This is a genomic window from Suipraeoptans intestinalis (assembly GCF_009696485.1).
Classification (GTDB): domain Bacteria; phylum Bacillota; class Clostridia; order Lachnospirales; family Lachnospiraceae; genus Suipraeoptans; species Suipraeoptans intestinalis.
In genome coordinates, this window is record NZ_VULY01000018.1 from 1,399,577 (window position 1) to 1,419,494 (window position 19,918).

Here is a 19,918-nt window from a genome sequence, read left to right on the forward strand (position 1 = left end):
GAGGGTTATCCCGACATTACCACAAGGAGGTTATTTAGATGAAAAGAGGAAAGAAATATGTAGAGGCCGCTAAAGCAGTAGACAGAGGAAATCTCTATGATGCGGCAGAGGCTATCGCATTGGTAAAAAAGACTGCAGTAGCAAAATTTGACGAAACCATCGAAGCACACATCAGAACCGGCTGTGACGGACGTCACGCAGACCAGCAGATCCGTGGAGCAGTCGTGCTTCCGCACGGAACCGGAAAGAAGGTTCGTATCCTTGTATTTGCAAAGGATGCAAAGGCAGAAGAAGCAAAGGCGGCAGGTGCAGACTACGTAGGAGGGGATGAGCTGATCCCGAAGATCCAGAACGAGAACTGGTTTGAGTTTGACGTAGTAGTAGCAACTCCGGATATGATGGGTGTAGTAGGACGTCTGGGACGTGTGCTGGGACCAAAGGGACTTATGCCAAACCCGAAGGCCGGTACGGTTACCATGGACGTTACCAAGGCCGTTCAAGATATCAAAGCAGGTAAGATCGAGTACAGGCTTGACAAGACAAACATTATCCATGTGCCGGTAGGGAAGGCTTCCTTTACCGAAGAACAACTTGCGGACAACTTCCAAACGCTAATCGATGCAGTAGTTAAGGCAAGACCGTCAGCAGTAAAAGGACAGTTCCTTAGAAGCGTAACGTTGACTTCTACAATGGGACCGGGCGTGAAGCTGAATCCTTTGAAGCTGGTATAGTCTTATTTATTGACATCAGAAATATATCATGCTATAATCGCAAAGTGATGACTGCCAAAGACAGCAGGTGCGAAAGCGTAAGTAGACCAACGCCTGCCGAGGAGTAAGAATTCTTTATCAGAAGAGTTGGATTCCTCTGTGTCTTTTTGGCACAGAGGATTTTTATTTTATCGCATATCCGAAGGAGCGGCATTGCCAGCCTCCCGAGGATTTCCGGGAATATTTCCTTTCAGCAGTCAGACAAATACTATAAGGAGGTGTACCATTCGTGGCAAAAGTTGAATTAAAACAACCGATCGTTCAGGCAATCGCAGACGATGTGAAAGATGCAGCCAGCGTTGTGCTTGTAGACTACCGTGGACTTACGGTGGCACAGGATACAGACCTGCGTAAACAGCTGAGAGAAGCTGGTATCGTATATAAGGTTTGCAAAAACACAATGATGAAGAGAGCTTTTGAAGGAACGGAGTATGCAGCGTTGGAAGAGCATTTGGAAGGACCGAGCGCCATTGCGATTTCCAAAGATGATGCAACGGCTCCGGCGAGAATTCTCTGCAAATTTGCAAAGAATGCCAAGGCTCTTGAGCTGAAGGCAGGTGTGGTTGAAGGTGCAGTGTACGATGCACAGGCATTGGCGGAAGTGGCAAAAGTTCCTTCCAGAGAAGAACTTCTTTCCAAATTGCTTGGAAGCCTGCAGTCACCGATCACCAATCTTGCTCGCGTCCTGAACCAGATTGCAGAGCAGGGTGGAGCAGCTAATTGCGAAGCTCCGGCAGAAGCAGCCGCAGAGGCAGAAGAAGTGGCAGCGGAAGCAGTAGAAGAAGCTCCGGCAGAAGCAGCCGCAGAGGCAGAAGAAGTGGCAGCGGAAGCAGTAGAAGAAGCTCCTGCACAGGAAGCAGAAGCGACAGAAGAGTAAGAGATTGAGATTTACCAATTAAAATAAGATGGAGGAAAAGAAAATGGCAAAATTGACAGTAGCTGAATTTATTGATGCAATCAAAGAATTATCAGTATTGGAACTGAATGAGCTTGTAAAGGCTTGCGAAGAAGAATTTGGTGTTTCTGCAGCAGCAGGTGTTGTAGTAGCAGCGGCAGCAGGAGAAGGTGCAGCAGCAGAGGAAGAGAAGGATGAGTTTACAGTAGAGCTTGTATCTGCAGGAGCTTCCAAGGTTAAGGTAATCAAGGTTGTTCGTGAGATCACAGGTTTGGGACTGAAAGAAGCAAAAGAGCTGGTTGACGGAGCACCGAAGGCGGTAAAAGAGGGCGTTTCCAAGGCTGAGGCTGAAGAGATTAAGACAAAACTGGAGGCAGAAGGAGCAGAGGTAGCTTTGAAATAAGCAGACTTTGCACAGTTGCACGAAGAAGATACGGCACCGTTTCGGGATTTCCCGGGGCGGTGTTTTCGTTTCGTGAGAGGCAGCGCTTTGGAGCTATAGGACAAAACATATTTTGCGGAGTTATGGGATCAGATTAGTTATGATGCACAGAGGTATTGTAATCCTACAGACAAGACCAGAATCGGGTGAGCAGAACCACCTAGGATCAGGATCGGTCAGATCAGTCAAGAACAGTCAGATTGAAACAAAAAGATTGACACCGAAAAGCTTTTTTTGTATAATGTTGAAATTGTGAAAGTGTTTTTTTATGAAATGCAAGCTGACTTGACAGAAGCTTCTGTTTCATCTGTAAGCAAAACTGTGGAAAAGATTGCAGAACTGTCACAAAAAGCAAGAGGAAGAGAAAGGAAGCGGATTGATATGGAGGCAAAGAAGAGACTTCTCACTTATGCAGGGCTGAAAGCATTGGAAGATGAGCTGGAGCATTTGAAAGTGGTAAAGCGCAAGGAAGTTGCGGGAAAGATCAAAGAGGCCAGAGAGCAGGGAGACCTGTCGGAAAATGCGGAATATGACGCTGCAAAAGACGAGCAGAGGGACATAGAGGCACGTATCGAAGAGCTGGAAAATATTTTAAAGAATGCAGAAGTCGTAGTGGAAGATGAAGTAGACTACGACAAGATCAACGTGGGATGCACCGTCAGAGTGTTCGACAAGACCTTTGATGAGGAGATGGTCTTCAAAATCGTTGGTTCTACGGAGGCAAACAGCCTGGAGGGAAAAATTTCCAATGAATCCCTGGTGGGACAGGCGCTGATCGGAAAAAGTGTGGGAGATCTGGTAGAGGTAGAAACACAGGCAGGATTAATTACATACGACGTACTGGATATTAGCCGTTCTTTGTAAGAGACGGAAGTACCTATAGATGAAAGATTAGCTCCCTTTTTTCAGGGGGCTGATTTTGCCAAAAGGAAGGAGAAGAAAGATGTCTGAGCAACAAAAAAAAGCACAGGAACCGGATTTAAATCAGTTGAGAAAAGTCCGCAGAGAGAAGCTGGCCGAGCTGCAGGGAGCGGGAAAAGACCCGTTTCAGATCACCAATTATGAGGTGACGGCTCATGCAGAAGAGATCAAAGCAGACTATGAGAATCTGGAGGGGCAGAAAGTCTCTGTGGCAGGACGTGTGATGCAGAAACGTGTGATGGGGAAAGCCTCTTTTTGTAACATTTTGGACCAGAGTGGAAACATCCAGTCCTATGTGGCAAGAGACAGCATCGGAGAGGAAGCCTACAAAGACTTTAAGAAACTGGACATTGGAGATATTGTAGGGATAGAAGGAGATGTGTTTACGACTAAAACGGGTGAGATCTCTATCCATGCGACCAGTGTGAAGCTTTTGAGCAAGAGTCTTCAGATCCTTCCGGAGAAATTCCACGGTCTGACCAATACGGACATCCGTTACAGACAGAGGTATGTGGATCTGATCATGAACGCAGAAGCAAGGGATACGTTTGTGAAGCGATCCAGAATCCTCAGCGCCATTCGCCGTTATCTGGACGGAGAAGGATTTTTGGAGGTGGAAACACCAATGCTGGTAAGTAATGCAGGCGGAGCGGCAGCCCGTCCTTTTGAGACGCATTTTAATGCGTTGGGAGAGGATTTCAAGCTTCGTATTTCCTTGGAGCTTTACCTGAAACGTCTGATCGTGGGAGGACTGGAGAGAGTCTATGAGATCGGGCGAGTGTTCCGGAATGAAGGACTGGACACCAGACACAATCCGGAGTTTACCCTGATGGAGCTGTACCAGGCGTATACCGACTACCACGGGATGATGGATCTGACGGAAAACCTGTTCCGCCATGTGGCGCAGGAAGTGTTGGGTACGACGACTATCGTCTACAATGGAGTGGAAATGGATCTGGGGAAACCTTTTGAACGGATCACCATGATAGAGGCAGTAAAGAAATATGCTGGGGTGGACTGGACTCAGGTAAAAGATACAGAAGATGCAAAGCGTCTGGCAGATGAACACCATGTAGAGTACGAAGACAGGCATAAAAAGGGAGACATCCTCAGCCTGTTCTTTGAAGAATTTGCAGAGGAGCATCTGATCCAGCCGACCTTTGTAATGGATCATCCTATCGAGATCTCTCCGCTGACCAAGAAAAAGCCGGAGGATCCGGAATACGTAGAGCGGTTTGAGTTCTTCATGAACGGCTGGGAGATGGCAAATGCGTATTCGGAGCTGAACGATCCCATCGACCAGAGAGAACGCTTCCTGGCGCAGGAAGAATTGCTGGCACAGGGAGACGAGGAGGCCAACACCACGGACGAGGATTTCCTGAATGCTCTGGAGATCGGTATGCCCCCCACAGGAGGGATCGGATATGGAATCGATCGGATGTGTATGCTGTTTACCGATTCGGCTGCAATACGGGATGTGCTGCTGTTCCCGACAATGAAGTCCCTCGGTGATGTAAATAAGAAAAATGATGTAAAAAATCAGGCTGCCGAAGAAATGAAAGCAGAGCCGGAAAAAATTGATTTCTCTAATGTAAAGATTGAGCCTTTATTTGAGGAAGAAGTTGATTTTGATACATTCAGTAAGTCAGATTTCAGAGCTGTAAAGGTTAAAGAGTGTGTTGCAGTACCGAAGTCAAAGAAACTCCTTCAGTTCACTCTTGATGATGGAACAGGTACAGATCGTACGATTTTAAGCGGTATTCACGCTTATTACGAGCCGGAAGAACTGGTTGGTAAAACACTGATCGCCATCACAAACCTTCCACCAAGAAAGATGATGGGAATTGAGTCTTGCGGTATGTTATTATCAGCAGTAAATAATCTGAAAGACTCAGAAGATGAAGAACTGCATCTGATCATGGTTGATAACCACATTCCAGCAGGTGCAAAGCTCTATTAAGATGATGTATGGATGTACCGTTTCACTAAAATGACGGGATGTACTTCATTTGGTCAAAACCATATAAAACAGTGATTTACATCAAACTTACATCATTTGATGCAGAAATTTGTGTAGAGCAAGAAAAATCGCATATTTTTAATAATAAATGGGTAGTTCCGATTGGAATTGCCCATTTTTTACATCATATACCGATATTTGCACAGAAGATGGATAACCGTTAAGATGTTTCTGTCGATACGATATTGTATGAGCTTAAAATCGGAGGAACAAGAAATGTATATGCGACTGACACCGAGAGAAAAAGAGATGGCGGACATGTTTGAACAAATGAGCAAAGAAGAACAGGAAATTATGATTGAGCTTGCCAAAAGAATGAGGACGGAGGAACCTGAAAAATTATTAAAAGAAATAAAGCAGCGATTGAATATAGATGATGGTGTGTAATTGATAGCTGTATTGCCCTTTGAGAGAGGAAAATCCTTTTTCAAAGGTTTTTTTCTATTTTCAAAGGGGGTTCGCAAACTACAACATCAAGCAAAAACTTCCTATACTTTAAGCACAGAGGAAGTGGAGGTTTTGATATGAATAACAGTTTATCAGTAGTGCATCCGGAATTGATAGTTGAGTGGTCTAAGAAGAATCTGCCACTGACACCAGATGGTATTACATTCGGCTCTAACAAAGTCGTCTGGTGGAAAGGCAGCTGTGGGCATGAATGGCAGACCAGTGTTAAGGCAAGGTCAAAGGGCGAGAAATGCCCGATCTGCTCCGGTGCGAGAGCAGTCGCAGGAATTAACGATCTAAGTACATTGAAGCCGGGATTGGCTTCTGAGTGGTCCAAGAAGAATGAAATCAAACCGACAGAGGTAACCGTAGGTTCTCATAAGAAAGTCATCTGGAAGTGCCGACTGGGGCATGAATGGACAGCATCGGTTAAGAGCAGGAGTATCAATGGTTCTGGTTGTCCATACTGTTCCCATAATAAGGTGCTTGTTGGATTTAATGACCTTGCGACAGTGGTTCCAAAAGTTGCGGATGAATGGTCAGAGAAAAATGAGAAGAAGCCAACGGAAGTTACTGCATTTGCTAATCGTAAAGCATGGTGGAAGTGCAGGGATTGCGATTATGAATGGAATACACTTATTTCTACACGCTCAGGCGGAAGCAAGTGCCCTTGTTGCAGTGGCTATACCTTTATAAAAGGCAGGAATGATTTGAAAACAACACATCCGGAGATTGCTGAAGAATGGTCAGAAAAGAATTATCCGTTACAGCCTGATGAGGTCAATGCAAAGTCGAGAAAAAATGTGTGGTGGCATTGTAAGAAATGTGGCAATGAATGGAAGTCAGTCATCAATGCCCGAATAAAAGGAACTGTTTGTCCGGTATGTGCCGAAAGAGAAGTGCTTGCAGGATACAATGATCTGGCGACAACGGATAAAAATCTACTCAGTGACTGGGATTATGAACAGAACAGAATACAGCCGACAGAAGTATCACGAACTTCTGCTAAACGAGCATGGTGGAAATGCAGACACGGACATTCATGGAGTATGAAGATCAATGAACGGACAATTCTCGGAAAAGGTTGCAGGATATGTGAGCAGGAGTATTTATCAGTGTTTCCGGCTTTTGCCCTCAGTTATTATTCACATATGAAAGGATTGAAAATCGAACTCGGCTCAGACAGAGTTTTAGGGATACCGCTTGATACTTATATTCCATCTGAACAGGTGGCGATTGAAGTGAACAGCGGTTCAGAAGATATGGAAATCTTAAAAGAACATCTCTGTCAGCAAAGAGGAATTAAACGGATCAAGTTGCCTATGAAAACCAATGAAACAGAAATCGCTTATGCTCAGCGTATCAAAGCAGCCTTTCAAAGCGTACATATATTTATTACTTCCGATACGGAAGAAGATGTCGGGACTATCAGAAACGTATTTGAGAACTGGAGGAACAGCCAATGAGAGAAAAGAAATATCATATTTACTTAACAGCCGAAGAACAGAGCAGAGTTATTCAGTCACTTATCCGGCTGAAAAATGAGCTTCTCGAACAAGGCAGATATACTGACGCAGTGGATGATGTTCTCTGCAAGGTATTGGCAGCCAAGAAGAAGCATAATTTATTCATCTAATCAAAGAGCCTGTGAAAAAAACTCTGTAAATTAAACACTATAAAGGTCTTCTATGATAAAATATATTAAATCATAGGAGGCCTTTTATTATGGCAAACAGAAAAAAAGAAGTTTACAAACCAAAACCGATGACAGAAGGAAAAAGAAATCTTATTCAGGGACTGCTCCAGGAATACGATATCCAGTCAGCAGATGATATTCAGGAGGCACTTAAAGATCTGCTTTCCGGAACCCTTCAAGATATGCTTGAAACAGAAATGGACAATCATCTTGGATACGATCGTTATGAAAGATCTAGTGAGCCTAATTACCGTAATGGAACAAAGTCTAAAACTGTTCGTAGTAAATACGGTGAATTCGAAGTAGATGTACCTCAGGATCGTCAAAGTTCTTTTGAACCACAGGTACTTCCAAAACGTCAAAAAGATATTTCTTCCATTGATGACAAGATTATTGCAATGTATGCAAAGGGGATGACTACACGACAGATTTCAGAAACCATAGAGGATATTTATGGTTTTGAAGTCAGTGAAGGAATGGTATCCGATATCACAGATAAGCTCCTTCCCAAAATCGAGGAATGGCAGAATCGTCCCTTGTCACCTGTGTATCCAATCGTTTTTATTGATGCTGTGCATTTCTCTGTACGTGATGATGGTGTGATCAGAAAGCTGGCAGCATATGTGGTACTTGGCATCAATGAAGATGGCATGAAAGAAGTCTTAAGCATCGTAGTGGGCGAAAATGAAAGCAGTAAGTACTGGCTTTCTGTATTGAACAGCTTGAAGAATCGTGGAGTTCAGGATATTCTCATTCTCTGCTCAGATGGATTAACAGGAATCAAGGATGCAATCTCTACCGCATTTCCAAAAACAGAGCAACAGCGTTGTATTGTACATATGGTGAGAAATACGCTGAAATATGTTGCAAACAAAGATATGAAATCCTTTGCAAAGGATTTAAAGACAATCTATACGGCAGCAAGCGAAGAAGCTGCTAGAAAGCAGTTAGAGACTGTGACAAAGAAATGGTCTGGGCAATATCCGAGTGCCATGAACCGCTGGCATGATAACTGGGATGCGATTTCTCCAATTTTCAAGTTTTCCAAGGATGTTCGTACCGCTTTTTATACTACGAATGCCATAGAATCACTAAATTCATGCTATCGTAGATTGAACAAGCAGAGAAGCGTATTTCCAAGTTCCCAGGCGCTGATGAAGGCACTATATCTGGGTACTTTTGAAATTGCAAAAAAATGGACAATGTCGATCCGCAACTGGGGAAAAGTACGTGGTGAACTGGAAATCATGTACCCCGACCGACTGATGATGTAAGTCTAAATAATATGCCAAGAAAAATACACCCAGATTTTTCTGGGTGCTCTTGACATGTTCGTTCATTTTTGCTATTAAATAGACAACGGCTTAACCGCAGAAAACTGCCATTAAGCCGCTTAATTATCATAGAAGATCTCAATTTACAGAAAAAATTTCACACCGTCTAATCAAATTGCCCAGAATATAAGAGGACCGCCTACACCGAAGTGCAAGCGGTCTTTTTAATGGGAATATTATCCATACAAACTGGAAGTTTCTTAAATAATATAATTAACTATTCCATAAATCAAATGGCATACCATAAATATTGAAATAGGTATAACAGCAATCATATTCTTTCTTTCAATAGCGAAAAACAGAAATACCAAGCATGGAAAAATAGTCAAACCCAATATAACAATGCCATTCGTCACACCTACATAATAAAATATCCAACATAAAAAATACAGTAGACAACAAATAATTGTGGCCATAATAAATCGTGTGATACTTATTTTTTTACGGTCTTGATTAATGAATATACATAACGACATTACCATTAACACCTGACATATAGATGCTATTACATCTACTGTTTTTGTAATTGACTCTCCCCTTAAAATATCATTCGGTGCTGGAACTGCGAACCAAATAAAATTGGGAATCATAATAATAATAAAAGTAATCAATCCCCATATATCAAAACCTATTTTGTATTTTTTTATCATCTCAACATCTCCACAGATTCAAATTTAGCTCATTCTTATCTTTTCATAAATTTCTTCTGTTTCGCAATTTGCCCCGTCAAATTTAGGCCACGCATCCACATTATCGTTTCTTCTTCTTGGAATAATATGAATATGAAAATGCGGAACAGATTGACCAGCACTTTCATCACTTGCATTCAGTAAATTCACACCTTCGTACCCACATTTATCAACACAATAGTTGGCTACTTTCTTCACTGTGGACATCAAATGGCTAAGCGTATCTACATCACAATCGAGAATATTTTTAATATGCTTTTTAGGTATTGCAACCATATGGCCGTCAACATCTTTTGCAATATCCATAAAAACCATTGTATATTCATCTTCATATACTTTCAAACTCGGAATTTCTCCGTTTAATATCTTACAAAATATACAATCCATTTACGACTTACCTCCATGAAATTCAAAGTTTCTGTTCCTTACAGTCGAGTAGACTTACACCTCACAATGTAAGCCCCTCACAGAACCGTACGTGCGGCTTTCCCGCATACGGCTCTTCATAATAATATTTACAGTCTCAAAACAAGCTGACATAAATCTTTGGCATTGCCAATGGATAATATTTCAGCATTTCAATGAATCCTTCTCTTGTATAACTCTTTCTGTCACTTCGTCTATTCAGCACCTTAAACAGAAGTTCTCTCACTTGTTGTTTGTAGTTTGAAATCATTCTGCCATTAAAACTTATGCCATAGTACCTATAATGACCTATTAGTTTCAGATTTAGCATACCCATTAGTTTCTTTAGCGGTTGGTCTCTATTCGCATATAACCATACCTTGATGTCTCGAATTTTCTGTCTGAATTTCTTAGAGCTTGTCTTTGGCATTATATATGGCATGCCTTTGCGTGAACGCCCACAATAGAATGTGAATCCCAGAAAATCAAATGTTTGTAATCTGATACACTCACCGCTCTTTTGCTTTGCCCTTGCAATATAAGCACCGCTTTGTAAGAGACGACTTTTACTATCTTCTAATTGCAAACCGAACTTTTCCATTCGTTCTTTAAGAAGCTTGTAGTAATTCTCTGCTTCCCATTTATATTGAAATCCTGCAACAAAATCATCTGCATATACAATTAGAAAGTTATCTCCCTTGCATTCTTTGGTAATAATAAATTTATACCATAGTGTCAATACATTGTGCATATATATGTTTGCTAGGATTGGACTTATGATATTGCCTTGGGCTGAACCTTCTTCATTCACCATAAGTTCACCATTATCCAGCACTCCCACTTTAAGGTACTTCTTAACCAGACCGATTATGTTAGGGTCTTTGATATAGAGATGGAGAAACTTGATAATCCATTCATGTTTCATGTGGTCGAAGAAGCCTTTGATGTCAGCGTCCACAATATAACATATTTTCGTGTTGTTTAATCTCTTATACAGTTCTTTTATTGCGTTATGACATCCTCGATTTGGTCTGAATCCGTACATGCAGTTCAGAAATCTCGGTTCATAGATGGCTTCCAATATCTTCTTTAATGCTAATTGGACTATTTTGTCCTCATAGCACGCAATTCCTAATGGTCGAAGTTTTCCATTGCTTTTAGGGATATATACCCTAATTGATGGCTGTGGTTTGTATGATTTTCTTTTCAGTCTTTCTACCAAGTCATCTATGTTTTGCTCCAGATTTCCCTCGTACTCTTTCTTAGTAATCTCATCAACGCCGACTGCTTTGTTTCCGTCTAATTCTTTGTGACATTGCAAAAGCATTTCTTTATTGATTAGATGATACAACGATGTGAACTCTGGTCTCGGCGAATTTGCCGATATTTCTGCTATTCTTTCTAATTTCTAATTTCGTTTCCATCAATACCTCCGTCCCTGAGTACGGTTGATGTGTCCTCAGAAAGACCATTATTATGTAGCTCCCTTTCCTCCGTTGGCATTACCCAACTTCTTCAGTACTATGAAGCTATCCGACTGCCTACTGTTCTTTTGACATTCTCCTGTTTTGCAGTTGTTTGCCATACTTGCAATGGCAAGAAACAATAGGCTCTCCCCAGTTGACTGAATAATCACAATGTAAAACATAAAGTGCTCTTTGACCCCGCAGAAGCAAACCATTTCTCACCAATGCGAATTGATTTGTATTGCTTTCCGTCGAAATTAGAACGTCAGCCTTCTAAATGTCAAAATTTCGAGGCTCAATCACACTCTCTATTTTCTCGCTGTCTACGCTTAGCAACTATCATTACTGACAGTCACCCAAGACTCGCTACTGGCGGTTGGTTAGACCTTACCAGACAGGCATTCCACCTGCTAGACTACTCGCCCTTATCTGGGCGCACAATCCCGATTTGTTTCTATCTTTATTTCTTAATTATACACGGGATTTGAAGCTTTTTCTACTTAGTTACTGTCAAGTAATCGTTGGCAACTTTCTTTTTGATTTATCTTTTTGTTGAAATAGCATGTTTTGTCCCAGTTTAATATCCAGCCATGTACAACAGTCGTTTTCTCTCCCCCTGTATCTTTCCATTTAATCCAACCACATGCCCAATCGCCGGATATTCATATCCTTTTCCGTCTTTCTTTGGCGCTTTCGCTGACATCAGAATCGCTCCATACAATTCTTCTACTTTTTCTTCTTCAAATACCGGCCGACGCAGACGTTCGGTCACTTCATACAGTTTCCCACTGCACTTTTTTGCCAGGATCTTCGCCAGATGATTTCCTCCCCGTTTACTCCAGCTTCTATGTCCATGCTTCATTCGCTTTGCGATTACGCTCCATACATGGTTTTCCATCGTTCCCATATTCCGATATGACAACCCTTCCGGTGGCTCTGGAAGATTGAGATTTTGAGACTGGTAAGGCACGAGCCCTTCCCGGTTGTTTTCATAATAACGAATCAGGTCTTCTACATCTTCAATCTCTGCCTCATCACTTAAACTGTTTCGATAGATTTCCAGATACCGGAATACTTCTTCAATCTCTTCAGCTTTTATCAACTCTAAAACAGCATCCCTCGCAGCCTGTTCATGGATTTTCTCTTTCACAGCCTTATTCCGGTGGAACGGGTCTAACTGAAAACAGGTGCTTTTATCTTTCACTTTCTTGATCCAGGATGCTCCGTCTGCGTTTAAGATTCTTTGATCCACTTCATCCAGGTTAAACTCCTGCGCGATTGCTGCTTCCCGATATTCTTGAAACTCCTTTGCTTTGGAAAATCCGGCAACGACTACTTTATTTTCCAGCGCATAACGATCCGAACCGGTTTTTCGCCATCCTTCATAAGCGATCCCGATCTTAATCTCTGATTTATCCTGTTTTTCCTCTTTCCGGTCTTTTCCCTGCAGCCTGATATAAACTCCGTCCGCTTCTTCAAATAGGACGGGAACCTCTCTTTTTCCTTTCACATGCCCTTTCTTATATTCTTCTGTCAGTTCAGCTTCATCCTCACAGACTTTTTCCCCTAACGCCTGAATGACGTTCCATACTCCCATCGCACTGATGGTCTGTCCAGTCATCTCACTGACCTGACGGGCACATTCTCTGTAAGATAGTTCTGTAATCCCCTTTACCAACAGTTCCGCCATATTCGTTGAAATTAAACCTACATGATCCAGATCCAGTGTTTCGTCCAGCAGATATACAAAACGCTTTCTTCCGTCCTCTTCAGTCACTTCATAAACATTTCTCTGATAGGTTACCTCACCATATACGGTCTTTACGGTTGTTTGTCTGCCTCCTTTATCCCTATACTTCTTCTTGTCTCTGTCCTCCAGCAGCATCCGGTCATATCGTTCCAGGAACTCTTTTGTAAACTCCCTGCCGATCTGGCAGACCCACGCATAAATATTTTTCTCCAACTGATTGAATGTTACGCCGTTTTCCTTTATCATTGAATTCATCATACAGACTCCTTATGTTTTTTTCAGCAATTAAACAATAAGATAAATCTGTATGATTGGGAAGAGGTTTCGATCTCTTCCCTTTATTTTTGCCAACTATAATTTTACTCTAAGTTCTACTTATCTATTGTTCTAAAATCTCTCTCAAAAAAATAATTAAAAAAATTTATAAAAAATAGGGTGTCAAAAGCCTGAGCAATTCCAAATAAGTGAAGGGAGTAATTCCAATCAACAAAAATGGAATGCCTTCCTTTGAAATTTAAAACTGAATATACAGGTCACTAAGACGTTAATTCTGATGATAGCCACCTTATCGGGTACGCCATAACTTTTGTGGATGCAGAACAGCGAGAACTCCCGGTATGAGTGTCAGGTTGCTCCTGACATGGCGATGACAGTCAGAAAGATAATGATACTTCTCTAAGGAGCTGGCGGAGTACCCGGCAGAGGTTAGAATCCTATGATACAGATCAGCAATCTGTTCCTTAGTGGCTTCCCATGAGCGATACGCTCGGCAAGGGGTGTTGAGAACAAATGTTGCCACGACCGTTTAGAAAATGAAACGGTCAGGTACATAGTCATTCTACAATGGCTATGAATATTCAGGAAAGGAGGACGCAAGAAGTGTCAAACTGCAAAACGATTGCCATCTGCAATCAGAAAGGCGGAGTAGGAAAGACCACCACTTCGGTCAATCTCGGAATCGGTCTTGCAATGCAGGGAAAGAAAGTATTACTTGTTGATGCAGATCCACAGGGAGATTTAACCGCTTGTCTGGGGTGGCAGGATACGGACAGTCTGGGTATCACGCTTGCAACGAAATTAACAGATGTGATGAATGAAACGATGAATGACCCGATGGTTGGAATCCTGCACCATGATGAAGGAGTTGATCTTATTCCAGCAAACCTTGAGCTTTCAGCAATGGAGTATAACCTGATGAATGCCATGAGCAGAGAAACCACGATGAAAAATTACTTGAATCAGATTAAAGACAGATATGATTTTGTCGTGATCGACTGTATGCCATCGCTTAGTATGGTAACACTCAATGCTCTTTCGGCGGCAGACAGTGTGATTATTCCGGTTCAGGCTCAATATCTGCCAGCAAAAGGAATGACGCAGCTCGTGCAGACGATTTCAAGGGTAAAGAAGTATATCAATCCGGATATTAAGATTGATGGAATACTTCTGACTCTCGTAGACAGTCGGACTAATCTTGCTAAAAGTACGGTGGAAGCTCTGAGGGAAAACTTCGGGAATCATATTAAGATGTACCGGACATCTATCCCAATCGGAGTAAAAGCCGCAGAAGCTTCTTCAAAAGGCAAGAGCATTTCCCTTGCAAGTTATGGGATGCAGGAGAAAAGGGACTTACATTATCTGCTTTTGAATGGGAGAAGGATAGAAAAACGCTGATATATGGGCAGGTAGACTATATGTATGGAGAAGCACTTTATAAGCCTGAAATGAAAGAAGGAAATCCTATAAGGTTATATAGTTTGGATGAAATCACGGAGATATTCTGTAAATTAGGACTTCGTATTTGTAACAGCTTTGCTGATTTCAGTGGAAAGCCGAGTTCTGATAATGATATTCAATTGATGGTTTATTCCATACGGGAATAAATCTTCATCAAATCTTTATTTTTTTCTGTTAGGTTATATTTCAGTAAGAAATGAAATATAGAAGGAAGTATAGTAAAGATGGAAATGATGTTACAGACACAAAATCTATGTAAATATTTTAGAAAACAGAAAGCGGTAAATAATGTTTCACTTAATATCGAAAAGGGACAGATTTATGGACTGCTTGGACCGAATGGCGCTGGTAAATCTACCACATTGAAAATGCTGACCGGTATGATGAAACCAACTGCAGGAAAGATTTACTTTGATGGAAAACTTTTGGATAGGAAAGATTTATCAAAAATAGGAGCGTTAATTGAAAATCCGCCTATTTATGAAAATCTTTCCGCCAGAGAGAATTTGAAGGTAAGACAATTATTGCTTGGTACAGATGAAAACAGAATTGATGAGGTCTTGCAGATTGTATCACTTACAAACACCGGAAAGAAGAAAGCAGGACAGTTTTCTTTGGGGATGAAGCAAAGACTAGGCATTGCAATGGCATTGCTTGGAGAACCGGAACTTTTGATATTGGATGAACCTACGAATGGATTAGATCCAATAGGCATCGAGGAATTACGAGAGCTGATCCGGTCTTTTCCGGAACAGGGAATCACTGTAATTCTCTCCAGTCATATTCTCTCAGAGGTACAGTTACTTGCAGATAAAGTCGGGATTATTTCAGGTGGAATCTTAGGATACGAAGGAGCATTAAAGCAGGGAGATAATCTTGAAGATTTGTTTATGAATGTGGTAAGAAAAAACCAGAAAGCAGGTGAAATCCATGGTTAATATTATAAAGGCAGAACATCAAAAAGCCAAAAGAACCATGCGAAAAAAGTTTATCTGGGGATTTCCTCTTCTTACATTTGTCATGGCATTTATATTTACTCTTGGGATGACAAATGCTTATGCAGAAAGTGTTTGGAACTGGTGGTATACACTTTTGCTGCCGGGGATGATTGCTCTATTTTGTTATCTTTCTGTGGCGCAGGAGAAAAAGATAAAATACTATCATTTAATGACTATTCCCACAGACAGAAGAAAATTGTTGCTGGGGAAAATTATTTATATTGGGTACATGATTTTGTTTTCTAATGTGATTGTGTTTGCAGGAGCAACGCTTGGAGGCTTTCTTCTAACGACACATGTTCCAGTTGGAGGAGCGTTGATTGCAGTATTGTTTCTGACGGTTTCTGAGTTATGGGAGATTCCGGTAGCTTTATTTTTAAGTGAACGATTTGGAATGATTGTAAACCTGTTCGTCTGCCTATTTATTACCGTCAGCGGTGTGGTAATATCACAAACCAGAATCTGGTATGTACTTGTTTCTGCAATCCCTATGCGAATGATGTGCCCGTTGCTTCATGTTTTACCAAATGGACTTGCCGCAGAAGCAGGGAATCCTCTTTTGGATACGGGAGTCATTGTTCCGGGAATGTGTCTCTCAATCATCTGGTTTGTTTTTGTAACGGTTCTGTTTTTGAAATGGTTTGAGAGAAGAGAGGTGAAATAAGATGATTGGAAGATCTCTTAATGCAGACTTGCGAAAGATGAAAGGAACATCTGTGATTCTGGCACACTTACTGATTCCGATTATAACCAGCGTTATATTTTTAATATATTACTTTTTTTCACCATGGAATGAAAATATGAAAGTGATTGCATTTTATCAGGCAATAGGAGCAGGACTTCCGGTACTTATTGGAATTTTTACAGCAAGTGTGATGGAACAAGAACAAAATGCAGGTAATTTTCAAAACCTGTTGTCTTTACCAGATAAACTTACAGCATTTTTATCGAAACTGTTGATGCTACTGGTTTTGTGTCTGTGCTCTATCCTATTGACAGCAATCATATTCGGAATTGGATTTGGAAGAATCGCATCAAGCGATATCGAAATCATGAAAGGATGTATATTTGCAGCATTGCTGCTGTGGGGAAGCAGTGTTCCACTTTATCTGTGGCAGCTGATTCTGGCTTTTCAGTTTGGAAAAGGGGTATCCATTGGAGCAGGGATTATATCAGGACTAATTAGTGCATTGATGCTTACCGGACTTGGAGATTATGTGTGGAAATATGTATTTGTCTGCTGGACGGGTAGAGTACCATATACTTATCTGCAATCTGTATTGGGAGAAACTAGTGTAGGTGAATGGTTGTCATTCATACCAGGTTGCTTAATATTTACAGGGATTAGTATGGTATACTATTTTTGGTGGGTAAACCACTGGGAAGGAAACAGAATATCGGAATAGAATCGAGGAAAACTATGGCAAAAATACTGGCAGTTGATGATAAACCGGCAATTTTGGAAATGATAGAAAGCATTTTGAATAAGGATGGACATCTGGTTACCAAAGTAAGTAATCCACTAAAAATTAATATGGAAGAATTACATCGTTATGACCTGATTTTACTGGACATTATGATGCCTGGAATTGATGGCTTCGAATTATGCAAAAGAATTAGGATACTTGTGGATTGTCCGATTTTGTTTCTTACGGCAAAAACGGAGGAAAACAGTCTGGTAAACGGACTTTCTTTAGGAGCAGATGATTATATTTCAAAGCCATTTGGAGTGATGGAACTTCGGGCAAGGATCAATGCACATCTTAGAAGAGAGCACAGGGAACATTCTGTCCGGATGGTTTTGGGGAGGGTCTGTATTCAAATATCTCAAAAGAAACTATTGGTTGATGATAAGGAACTTCCTCTTACGAAAGCGGAGTACGAAATCTGTGAATTTCTGGCTAAAAACAGAGGACAGGTTTTCTCGAAGGAACAGATATTGGAAGCGGTCTTTGGCTTTGACAATGAGAGTAATGACAGTACTATAATCACGCATATCAAAAATATAAGAGCAAAATTTGCGGATTATGATTATACACCGATAAAAACAGTCTGGGGGATTGGATATAAATGGGAAGAGTAAAGAGAAGCAATGCACTCAGCAGGATTTTTATGAGATATGTACTGGTCATGCTTGGATCATTAGTTGGTTTGGTGATTGTTGCTTATCTGCTGCTGTACCTTTTGATTAGTGTGGGCTGTATTTATCCGGCAAATTATGCAGAGCAAAAGATTAATGAAGCATATAATACGATTCTACGTGCAGATAAAGTGACTGCTGAGATGATTCCCGCACTTTGTGATTATGTAATCTTTTCAGAGAATGGAGAGAAAATAGGTGGAGATCTGTCAGAACAATACGAACAGATAGCATGGAATGTTGCAAAGTACGGAAACGCATCCGGGAAATATTTTTATAAAGTAATTGTAAGGGAAAATGAATATGTTGTATTGCAATATCGCCTGACACCTCAATATCATTCAGCTTTTTTGAGGGAGCATTTTATAGGACCACAGAATGTGATGATTATTATGTCTGTGATTGGGGCGGTAGCGATTATCATCATTCCGTCCATACGTTTTGGAAAAAGAATCAAAAAGCAGATGCAGCCTGTATTAGACGCAATCGGACAAATAAAGGATCAAAATCTGGAATATGAGACATCCTGTTCCGGTATCAAAGAGTTTGATGACTGTTTATCGGCAATCGATGATATGCGAGATGCATTGCGAGAATCTTTAGAAAAGCAGTGGAAAACAGAGCAGGAAAAGAAACAGCAGATGTCTGCTTTGGCGCATGATATTAAAACACCTCTTACGATTGTACGGGGAAATGCAGAACTACTTTCAGAGACTGAACTGACCACAGAACAGAAGAATAATATCACTTATGTTTTGAACGGCACAACACAGATACAAAGTTATGTAAAACAGTTGATAGATGTCACAAAATCATGGAATTGCAGTGATGTTACCTATACAACGGTGAGGTTAGAAGATTTTTTCGCAGATATAAAGGAACAGGCACTCGGACTGGTAGAAATCTATCACCAGAAAATAGATTGGAAGGCGGGACAAAGTGATAAAAAGGTAACGATTGCTTATGATCCAATGTTCCGGGCCGTAATGAATATGATTCAGAATGCAGTGGAGCATACAAAAGAAAATGGAATCATTTATATTGACGCAAAGGAGCAGGATGGCCGGCTGACATTCATTGTGGAGGATAGCGGATCAGGATTTACAAAAGAAGCATTATTGCATGGCACAGAGCAGTTTTTTATGGATGACACAAGTAGAAATGGCGAAGCCCATTATGGGATGGGACTATTTTTTGCAAAAACTGTGGCTGAAAAATATGGTGGAGGTATTAAACTTTCAAATTCTGAAAATACAGGTGGGGCGAGGGTAGAAATATTTTTCCTGAGTAGTCAAGAAACAAGCTAAATAGACCGCAATTAAGCTATGTAAAAGAAATTTTACATGCTTTTATCTAATATGTAAAAGCCTTTTGATAGACATTAGAGGAATACTTACAACTCCTTTCAGAGGGAAAGGTGGACGAAGCAAGAAAAGTTCGTTTTTCTACTATTCCAAGTAAATTGATTAAATTTATTTGGCTTGATGAATCTGAAAAAGATGAAAAAAAGTTTCTTTCCTTACAGAGAGAGGAAATATGGTTTGCACAAAAAGATTTATTAAATGACCCGTATGAATATAAGGGAATATTACTTGATAGGAAAAAATTGAGTGAAGCAGGATATTCGCCTGATGTTATCGAGAAGTATCAAATACTATTTGATTTTAGTGATTATGGTATAACGTGCCTTTCCTCAAACAATATGGACTATTTACCAATGTGGGCTTATTACACGAATAACCATAAGGGATTTTGTGTGGAATACGAGGTAATAAAAAAGGATTGTATTCACGAAGTATTATATGAACCAGAAAGAATCAAAGTTGCATCTCTAATTTTGCAAAGTGGAGATGCTATTATTTCTGGACAAGTAGAAAAAGCTAATTTTTATAGCAATTTATTTTTGCAGAACTTATTTATTAAGGCTAAATCGTGGGAACACGAAAAAGAATATCGAATAGTTTATCCACTTGATGAGAATAGTAAGGGAATGAATGTGCCAATACATAGATTAGGAATGAGAACAAGCCGAATTGTTGCGGGCATAAATTGCTCAGAAGATAATAAGAAGAAGTTGAATGAAATTTCAAACTCGTTAGGTTTAGGAAATGTTTATACGAGCAGAATCCACCCGGAACAATATACGATAGACTACGTGAGATAAGGCATTTGCTGCGGATTGACTTAGTATAAGAAATTGGATATAAT

At 40.7% G+C, this 19,918-nt stretch carries 20 protein-coding genes and 1 other annotated feature; of the genes, 17 read left to right on the forward strand and 3 right to left on the reverse strand.

What is annotated here, in order from left to right; genetic code table 11:
- Positions 1 to 38 precede the first annotated feature (38 nt).
- From rplA to FYJ34_RS07385, 9 genes are all read left to right on the forward strand, one after another.
- Entirely contained in the window at positions 39 to 731 is a 693-nt protein-coding gene (gene rplA, locus FYJ34_RS07350; protein ID WP_154477465.1) for a 50S ribosomal protein L1, read from the forward strand.
- Between the two features lie 36 nt (positions 732 to 767).
- Positions 768 to 904: a sequence feature (ribosomal protein L10 leader region), on the forward strand.
- A 95-nt stretch (positions 905 to 999) separates the two neighbouring features.
- A complete protein-coding gene (gene rplJ, locus FYJ34_RS07355; protein ID WP_334296360.1) occupies positions 1,000 to 1,647 on the forward strand; it encodes a 50S ribosomal protein L10 in 648 nt (215 codons plus the stop codon).
- A 43-nt stretch (positions 1,648 to 1,690) separates the two neighbouring features.
- On the forward strand, positions 1,691 to 2,068 hold the full coding sequence (gene rplL / locus FYJ34_RS07360; protein WP_154477467.1) for a 50S ribosomal protein L7/L12: 378 nt from the start codon (positions 1,691 to 1,693) through the stop codon (positions 2,066 to 2,068).
- A 420-nt stretch (positions 2,069 to 2,488) separates the two neighbouring features.
- Positions 2,489 to 2,971: a transcription elongation factor GreA gene (greA, locus tag FYJ34_RS07365; RefSeq protein WP_154477469.1), complete on the forward strand. Its 483-nt coding sequence runs from the start codon at positions 2,489 to 2,491 to the stop codon at positions 2,969 to 2,971.
- A gap of 79 nt (positions 2,972 to 3,050) precedes the next feature.
- A complete protein-coding gene (gene lysS, locus FYJ34_RS07370) occupies positions 3,051 to 4,988 on the forward strand; it encodes a lysine--tRNA ligase (protein WP_154477471.1) in 1,938 nt (645 codons plus the stop codon).
- Positions 4,989 to 5,264: 276 nt separating this feature from the next.
- Entirely contained in the window at positions 5,265 to 5,435 is a 171-nt protein-coding gene (locus FYJ34_RS07375; RefSeq protein ID WP_154477473.1) for a hypothetical protein, read from the forward strand.
- 137 nt (positions 5,436 to 5,572) lie between these two features.
- Complete coding sequence (locus FYJ34_RS07380) at positions 5,573 to 6,961, forward strand: zinc-ribbon domain-containing protein (RefSeq protein ID WP_154477475.1); 1,389 nt, start codon at positions 5,573 to 5,575, stop codon at positions 6,959 to 6,961.
- On the forward strand, positions 6,958 to 7,131 hold the full coding sequence (locus FYJ34_RS12705) for a hypothetical protein (protein ID WP_023920558.1): 174 nt from the start codon (positions 6,958 to 6,960) through the stop codon (positions 7,129 to 7,131). The genes FYJ34_RS07380 and FYJ34_RS12705 overlap by 4 nt, the downstream gene beginning before the upstream one ends.
- An 89-nt stretch (positions 7,132 to 7,220) precedes the next feature.
- Positions 7,221 to 8,465, forward strand: a complete 1,245-nt coding sequence (locus FYJ34_RS07385) for an IS256 family transposase (protein ID WP_117995389.1) — start codon at positions 7,221 to 7,223, stop codon at positions 8,463 to 8,465.
- Positions 8,466 to 9,199: 734 nt separating this feature from the next.
- Here FYJ34_RS07385 and FYJ34_RS07390 read toward each other — a convergent pair.
- From FYJ34_RS07390 to FYJ34_RS07400, 3 genes are all read right to left on the reverse strand, one after another.
- The gene (locus tag FYJ34_RS07390) at positions 9,200 to 9,601 is read right to left on the reverse strand and encodes an HIT family protein (protein ID WP_117910468.1); all 402 of its coding nucleotides are present in this window, start codon (positions 9,599 to 9,601) and stop codon (positions 9,200 to 9,202) included.
- 136 nt (positions 9,602 to 9,737) lie between these two features.
- Positions 9,738 to 10,970 (reverse strand): group II intron reverse transcriptase/maturase, encoded by a 1,233-nt coding sequence (ltrA, locus tag FYJ34_RS07395; protein ID WP_235899343.1) that lies wholly within the window; start codon positions 10,968 to 10,970, stop codon positions 9,738 to 9,740.
- Between the two features lie 692 nt (positions 10,971 to 11,662).
- Positions 11,663 to 13,090, reverse strand: coding sequence for an ISLre2 family transposase (locus tag FYJ34_RS07400; RefSeq protein WP_173017106.1), 1,428 nt, complete (start codon positions 13,088 to 13,090; stop codon positions 11,663 to 11,665).
- A 624-nt stretch (positions 13,091 to 13,714) separates the two neighbouring features.
- Between FYJ34_RS07400 and FYJ34_RS07405 the strand changes: the two genes are divergently transcribed.
- The 8 genes from FYJ34_RS07405 (at position 13,715) to FYJ34_RS14190 (ending at position 19,874) form a co-directional block, all read left to right on the forward strand.
- The gene (locus tag FYJ34_RS07405) at positions 13,715 to 14,509 is read left to right on the forward strand and encodes a ParA family protein (RefSeq protein ID WP_330582551.1); all 795 of its coding nucleotides are present in this window, start codon (positions 13,715 to 13,717) and stop codon (positions 14,507 to 14,509) included.
- Positions 14,510 to 14,529: 20 nt separating this feature from the next.
- Positions 14,530 to 14,718, forward strand: coding sequence for a hypothetical protein (locus tag FYJ34_RS07410; protein ID WP_005330841.1), 189 nt, complete (start codon positions 14,530 to 14,532; stop codon positions 14,716 to 14,718).
- A gap of 78 nt (positions 14,719 to 14,796) precedes the next feature.
- Positions 14,797 to 15,510 carry a lantibiotic protection ABC transporter ATP-binding protein gene (locus tag FYJ34_RS07415; RefSeq protein ID WP_005609481.1) on the forward strand — a complete coding sequence of 238 codons (714 nt, stop codon included), beginning with the start codon at positions 14,797 to 14,799 and terminating at the stop codon, positions 15,508 to 15,510.
- On the forward strand, positions 15,503 to 16,234 hold the full coding sequence (locus FYJ34_RS07420) for a lantibiotic immunity ABC transporter MutE/EpiE family permease subunit (protein WP_004853398.1): 732 nt from the start codon (positions 15,503 to 15,505) through the stop codon (positions 16,232 to 16,234). Before FYJ34_RS07415 ends, FYJ34_RS07420 begins: the two co-directional genes overlap by 8 nt.
- 1 nt (position 16,235) lies before the next feature.
- A complete protein-coding gene (locus FYJ34_RS07425; protein ID WP_021737750.1) occupies positions 16,236 to 16,976 on the forward strand; it encodes a lantibiotic immunity ABC transporter MutG family permease subunit in 741 nt (246 codons plus the stop codon).
- A 14-nt stretch (positions 16,977 to 16,990) separates the two neighbouring features.
- Complete coding sequence (locus FYJ34_RS07430; protein ID WP_154477477.1) at positions 16,991 to 17,653, forward strand: response regulator transcription factor; 663 nt, start codon at positions 16,991 to 16,993, stop codon at positions 17,651 to 17,653.
- Positions 17,641 to 19,017 carry a sensor histidine kinase gene (locus tag FYJ34_RS07435; RefSeq protein ID WP_154477479.1) on the forward strand — a complete coding sequence of 459 codons (1,377 nt, stop codon included), beginning with the start codon at positions 17,641 to 17,643 and terminating at the stop codon, positions 19,015 to 19,017. The genes FYJ34_RS07430 and FYJ34_RS07435 overlap by 13 nt, the downstream gene beginning before the upstream one ends.
- 110 nt (positions 19,018 to 19,127) lie before the next feature.
- A complete protein-coding gene (locus FYJ34_RS14190) occupies positions 19,128 to 19,874 on the forward strand; it encodes a DUF2971 domain-containing protein (protein WP_154477481.1) in 747 nt (248 codons plus the stop codon).
- The last annotated feature ends 44 nt before the right edge of the window (positions 19,875 to 19,918 follow it).

Excerpts from the sequence above, each read along its gene's own strand:
- rplA (WP_154477465.1), top strand. The coding sequence starts at position 39 with ATGAAAAGAGGAAAGAAATATGTAGAGGCCGCTAAAGCAGTAGACAGA.
- rplL (WP_154477467.1), top strand. The coding sequence starts at position 1,691 with ATGGCAAAATTGACAGTAGCTGAATTTATTGATGCAATCAAAGAATTA.
- greA (WP_154477469.1), top strand. The coding sequence starts at position 2,489 with ATGGAGGCAAAGAAGAGACTTCTCACTTATGCAGGGCTGAAAGCATTG.
- lysS (WP_154477471.1), top strand. The coding sequence starts at position 3,051 with ATGTCTGAGCAACAAAAAAAAGCACAGGAACCGGATTTAAATCAGTTG.
- FYJ34_RS07375 (WP_154477473.1), top strand. The coding sequence starts at position 5,265 with ATGTATATGCGACTGACACCGAGAGAAAAAGAGATGGCGGACATGTTT.
- FYJ34_RS07380 (WP_154477475.1), top strand. The coding sequence starts at position 5,573 with ATGAATAACAGTTTATCAGTAGTGCATCCGGAATTGATAGTTGAGTGG.
- FYJ34_RS12705 (WP_023920558.1), top strand. The coding sequence starts at position 6,958 with ATGAGAGAAAAGAAATATCATATTTACTTAACAGCCGAAGAACAGAGC.
- FYJ34_RS07385 (WP_117995389.1), top strand. The coding sequence starts at position 7,221 with ATGGCAAACAGAAAAAAAGAAGTTTACAAACCAAAACCGATGACAGAA.
- FYJ34_RS07390 (WP_117910468.1), bottom strand. The coding sequence starts at position 9,601 with ATGGATTGTATATTTTGTAAGATATTAAACGGAGAAATTCCGAGTTTG.
- FYJ34_RS07400 (WP_173017106.1), bottom strand. The coding sequence starts at position 13,090 with ATGAATTCAATGATAAAGGAAAACGGCGTAACATTCAATCAGTTGGAG.
- FYJ34_RS07410 (WP_005330841.1), top strand. The coding sequence starts at position 14,530 with ATGTATGGAGAAGCACTTTATAAGCCTGAAATGAAAGAAGGAAATCCT.
- FYJ34_RS07415 (WP_005609481.1), top strand. The coding sequence starts at position 14,797 with ATGGAAATGATGTTACAGACACAAAATCTATGTAAATATTTTAGAAAA.
- FYJ34_RS07420 (WP_004853398.1), top strand. The coding sequence starts at position 15,503 with ATGGTTAATATTATAAAGGCAGAACATCAAAAAGCCAAAAGAACCATG.
- FYJ34_RS07425 (WP_021737750.1), top strand. The coding sequence starts at position 16,236 with ATGATTGGAAGATCTCTTAATGCAGACTTGCGAAAGATGAAAGGAACA.
- FYJ34_RS07430 (WP_154477477.1), top strand. The coding sequence starts at position 16,991 with ATGGCAAAAATACTGGCAGTTGATGATAAACCGGCAATTTTGGAAATG.
- FYJ34_RS07435 (WP_154477479.1), top strand. The coding sequence starts at position 17,641 with ATGGGAAGAGTAAAGAGAAGCAATGCACTCAGCAGGATTTTTATGAGA.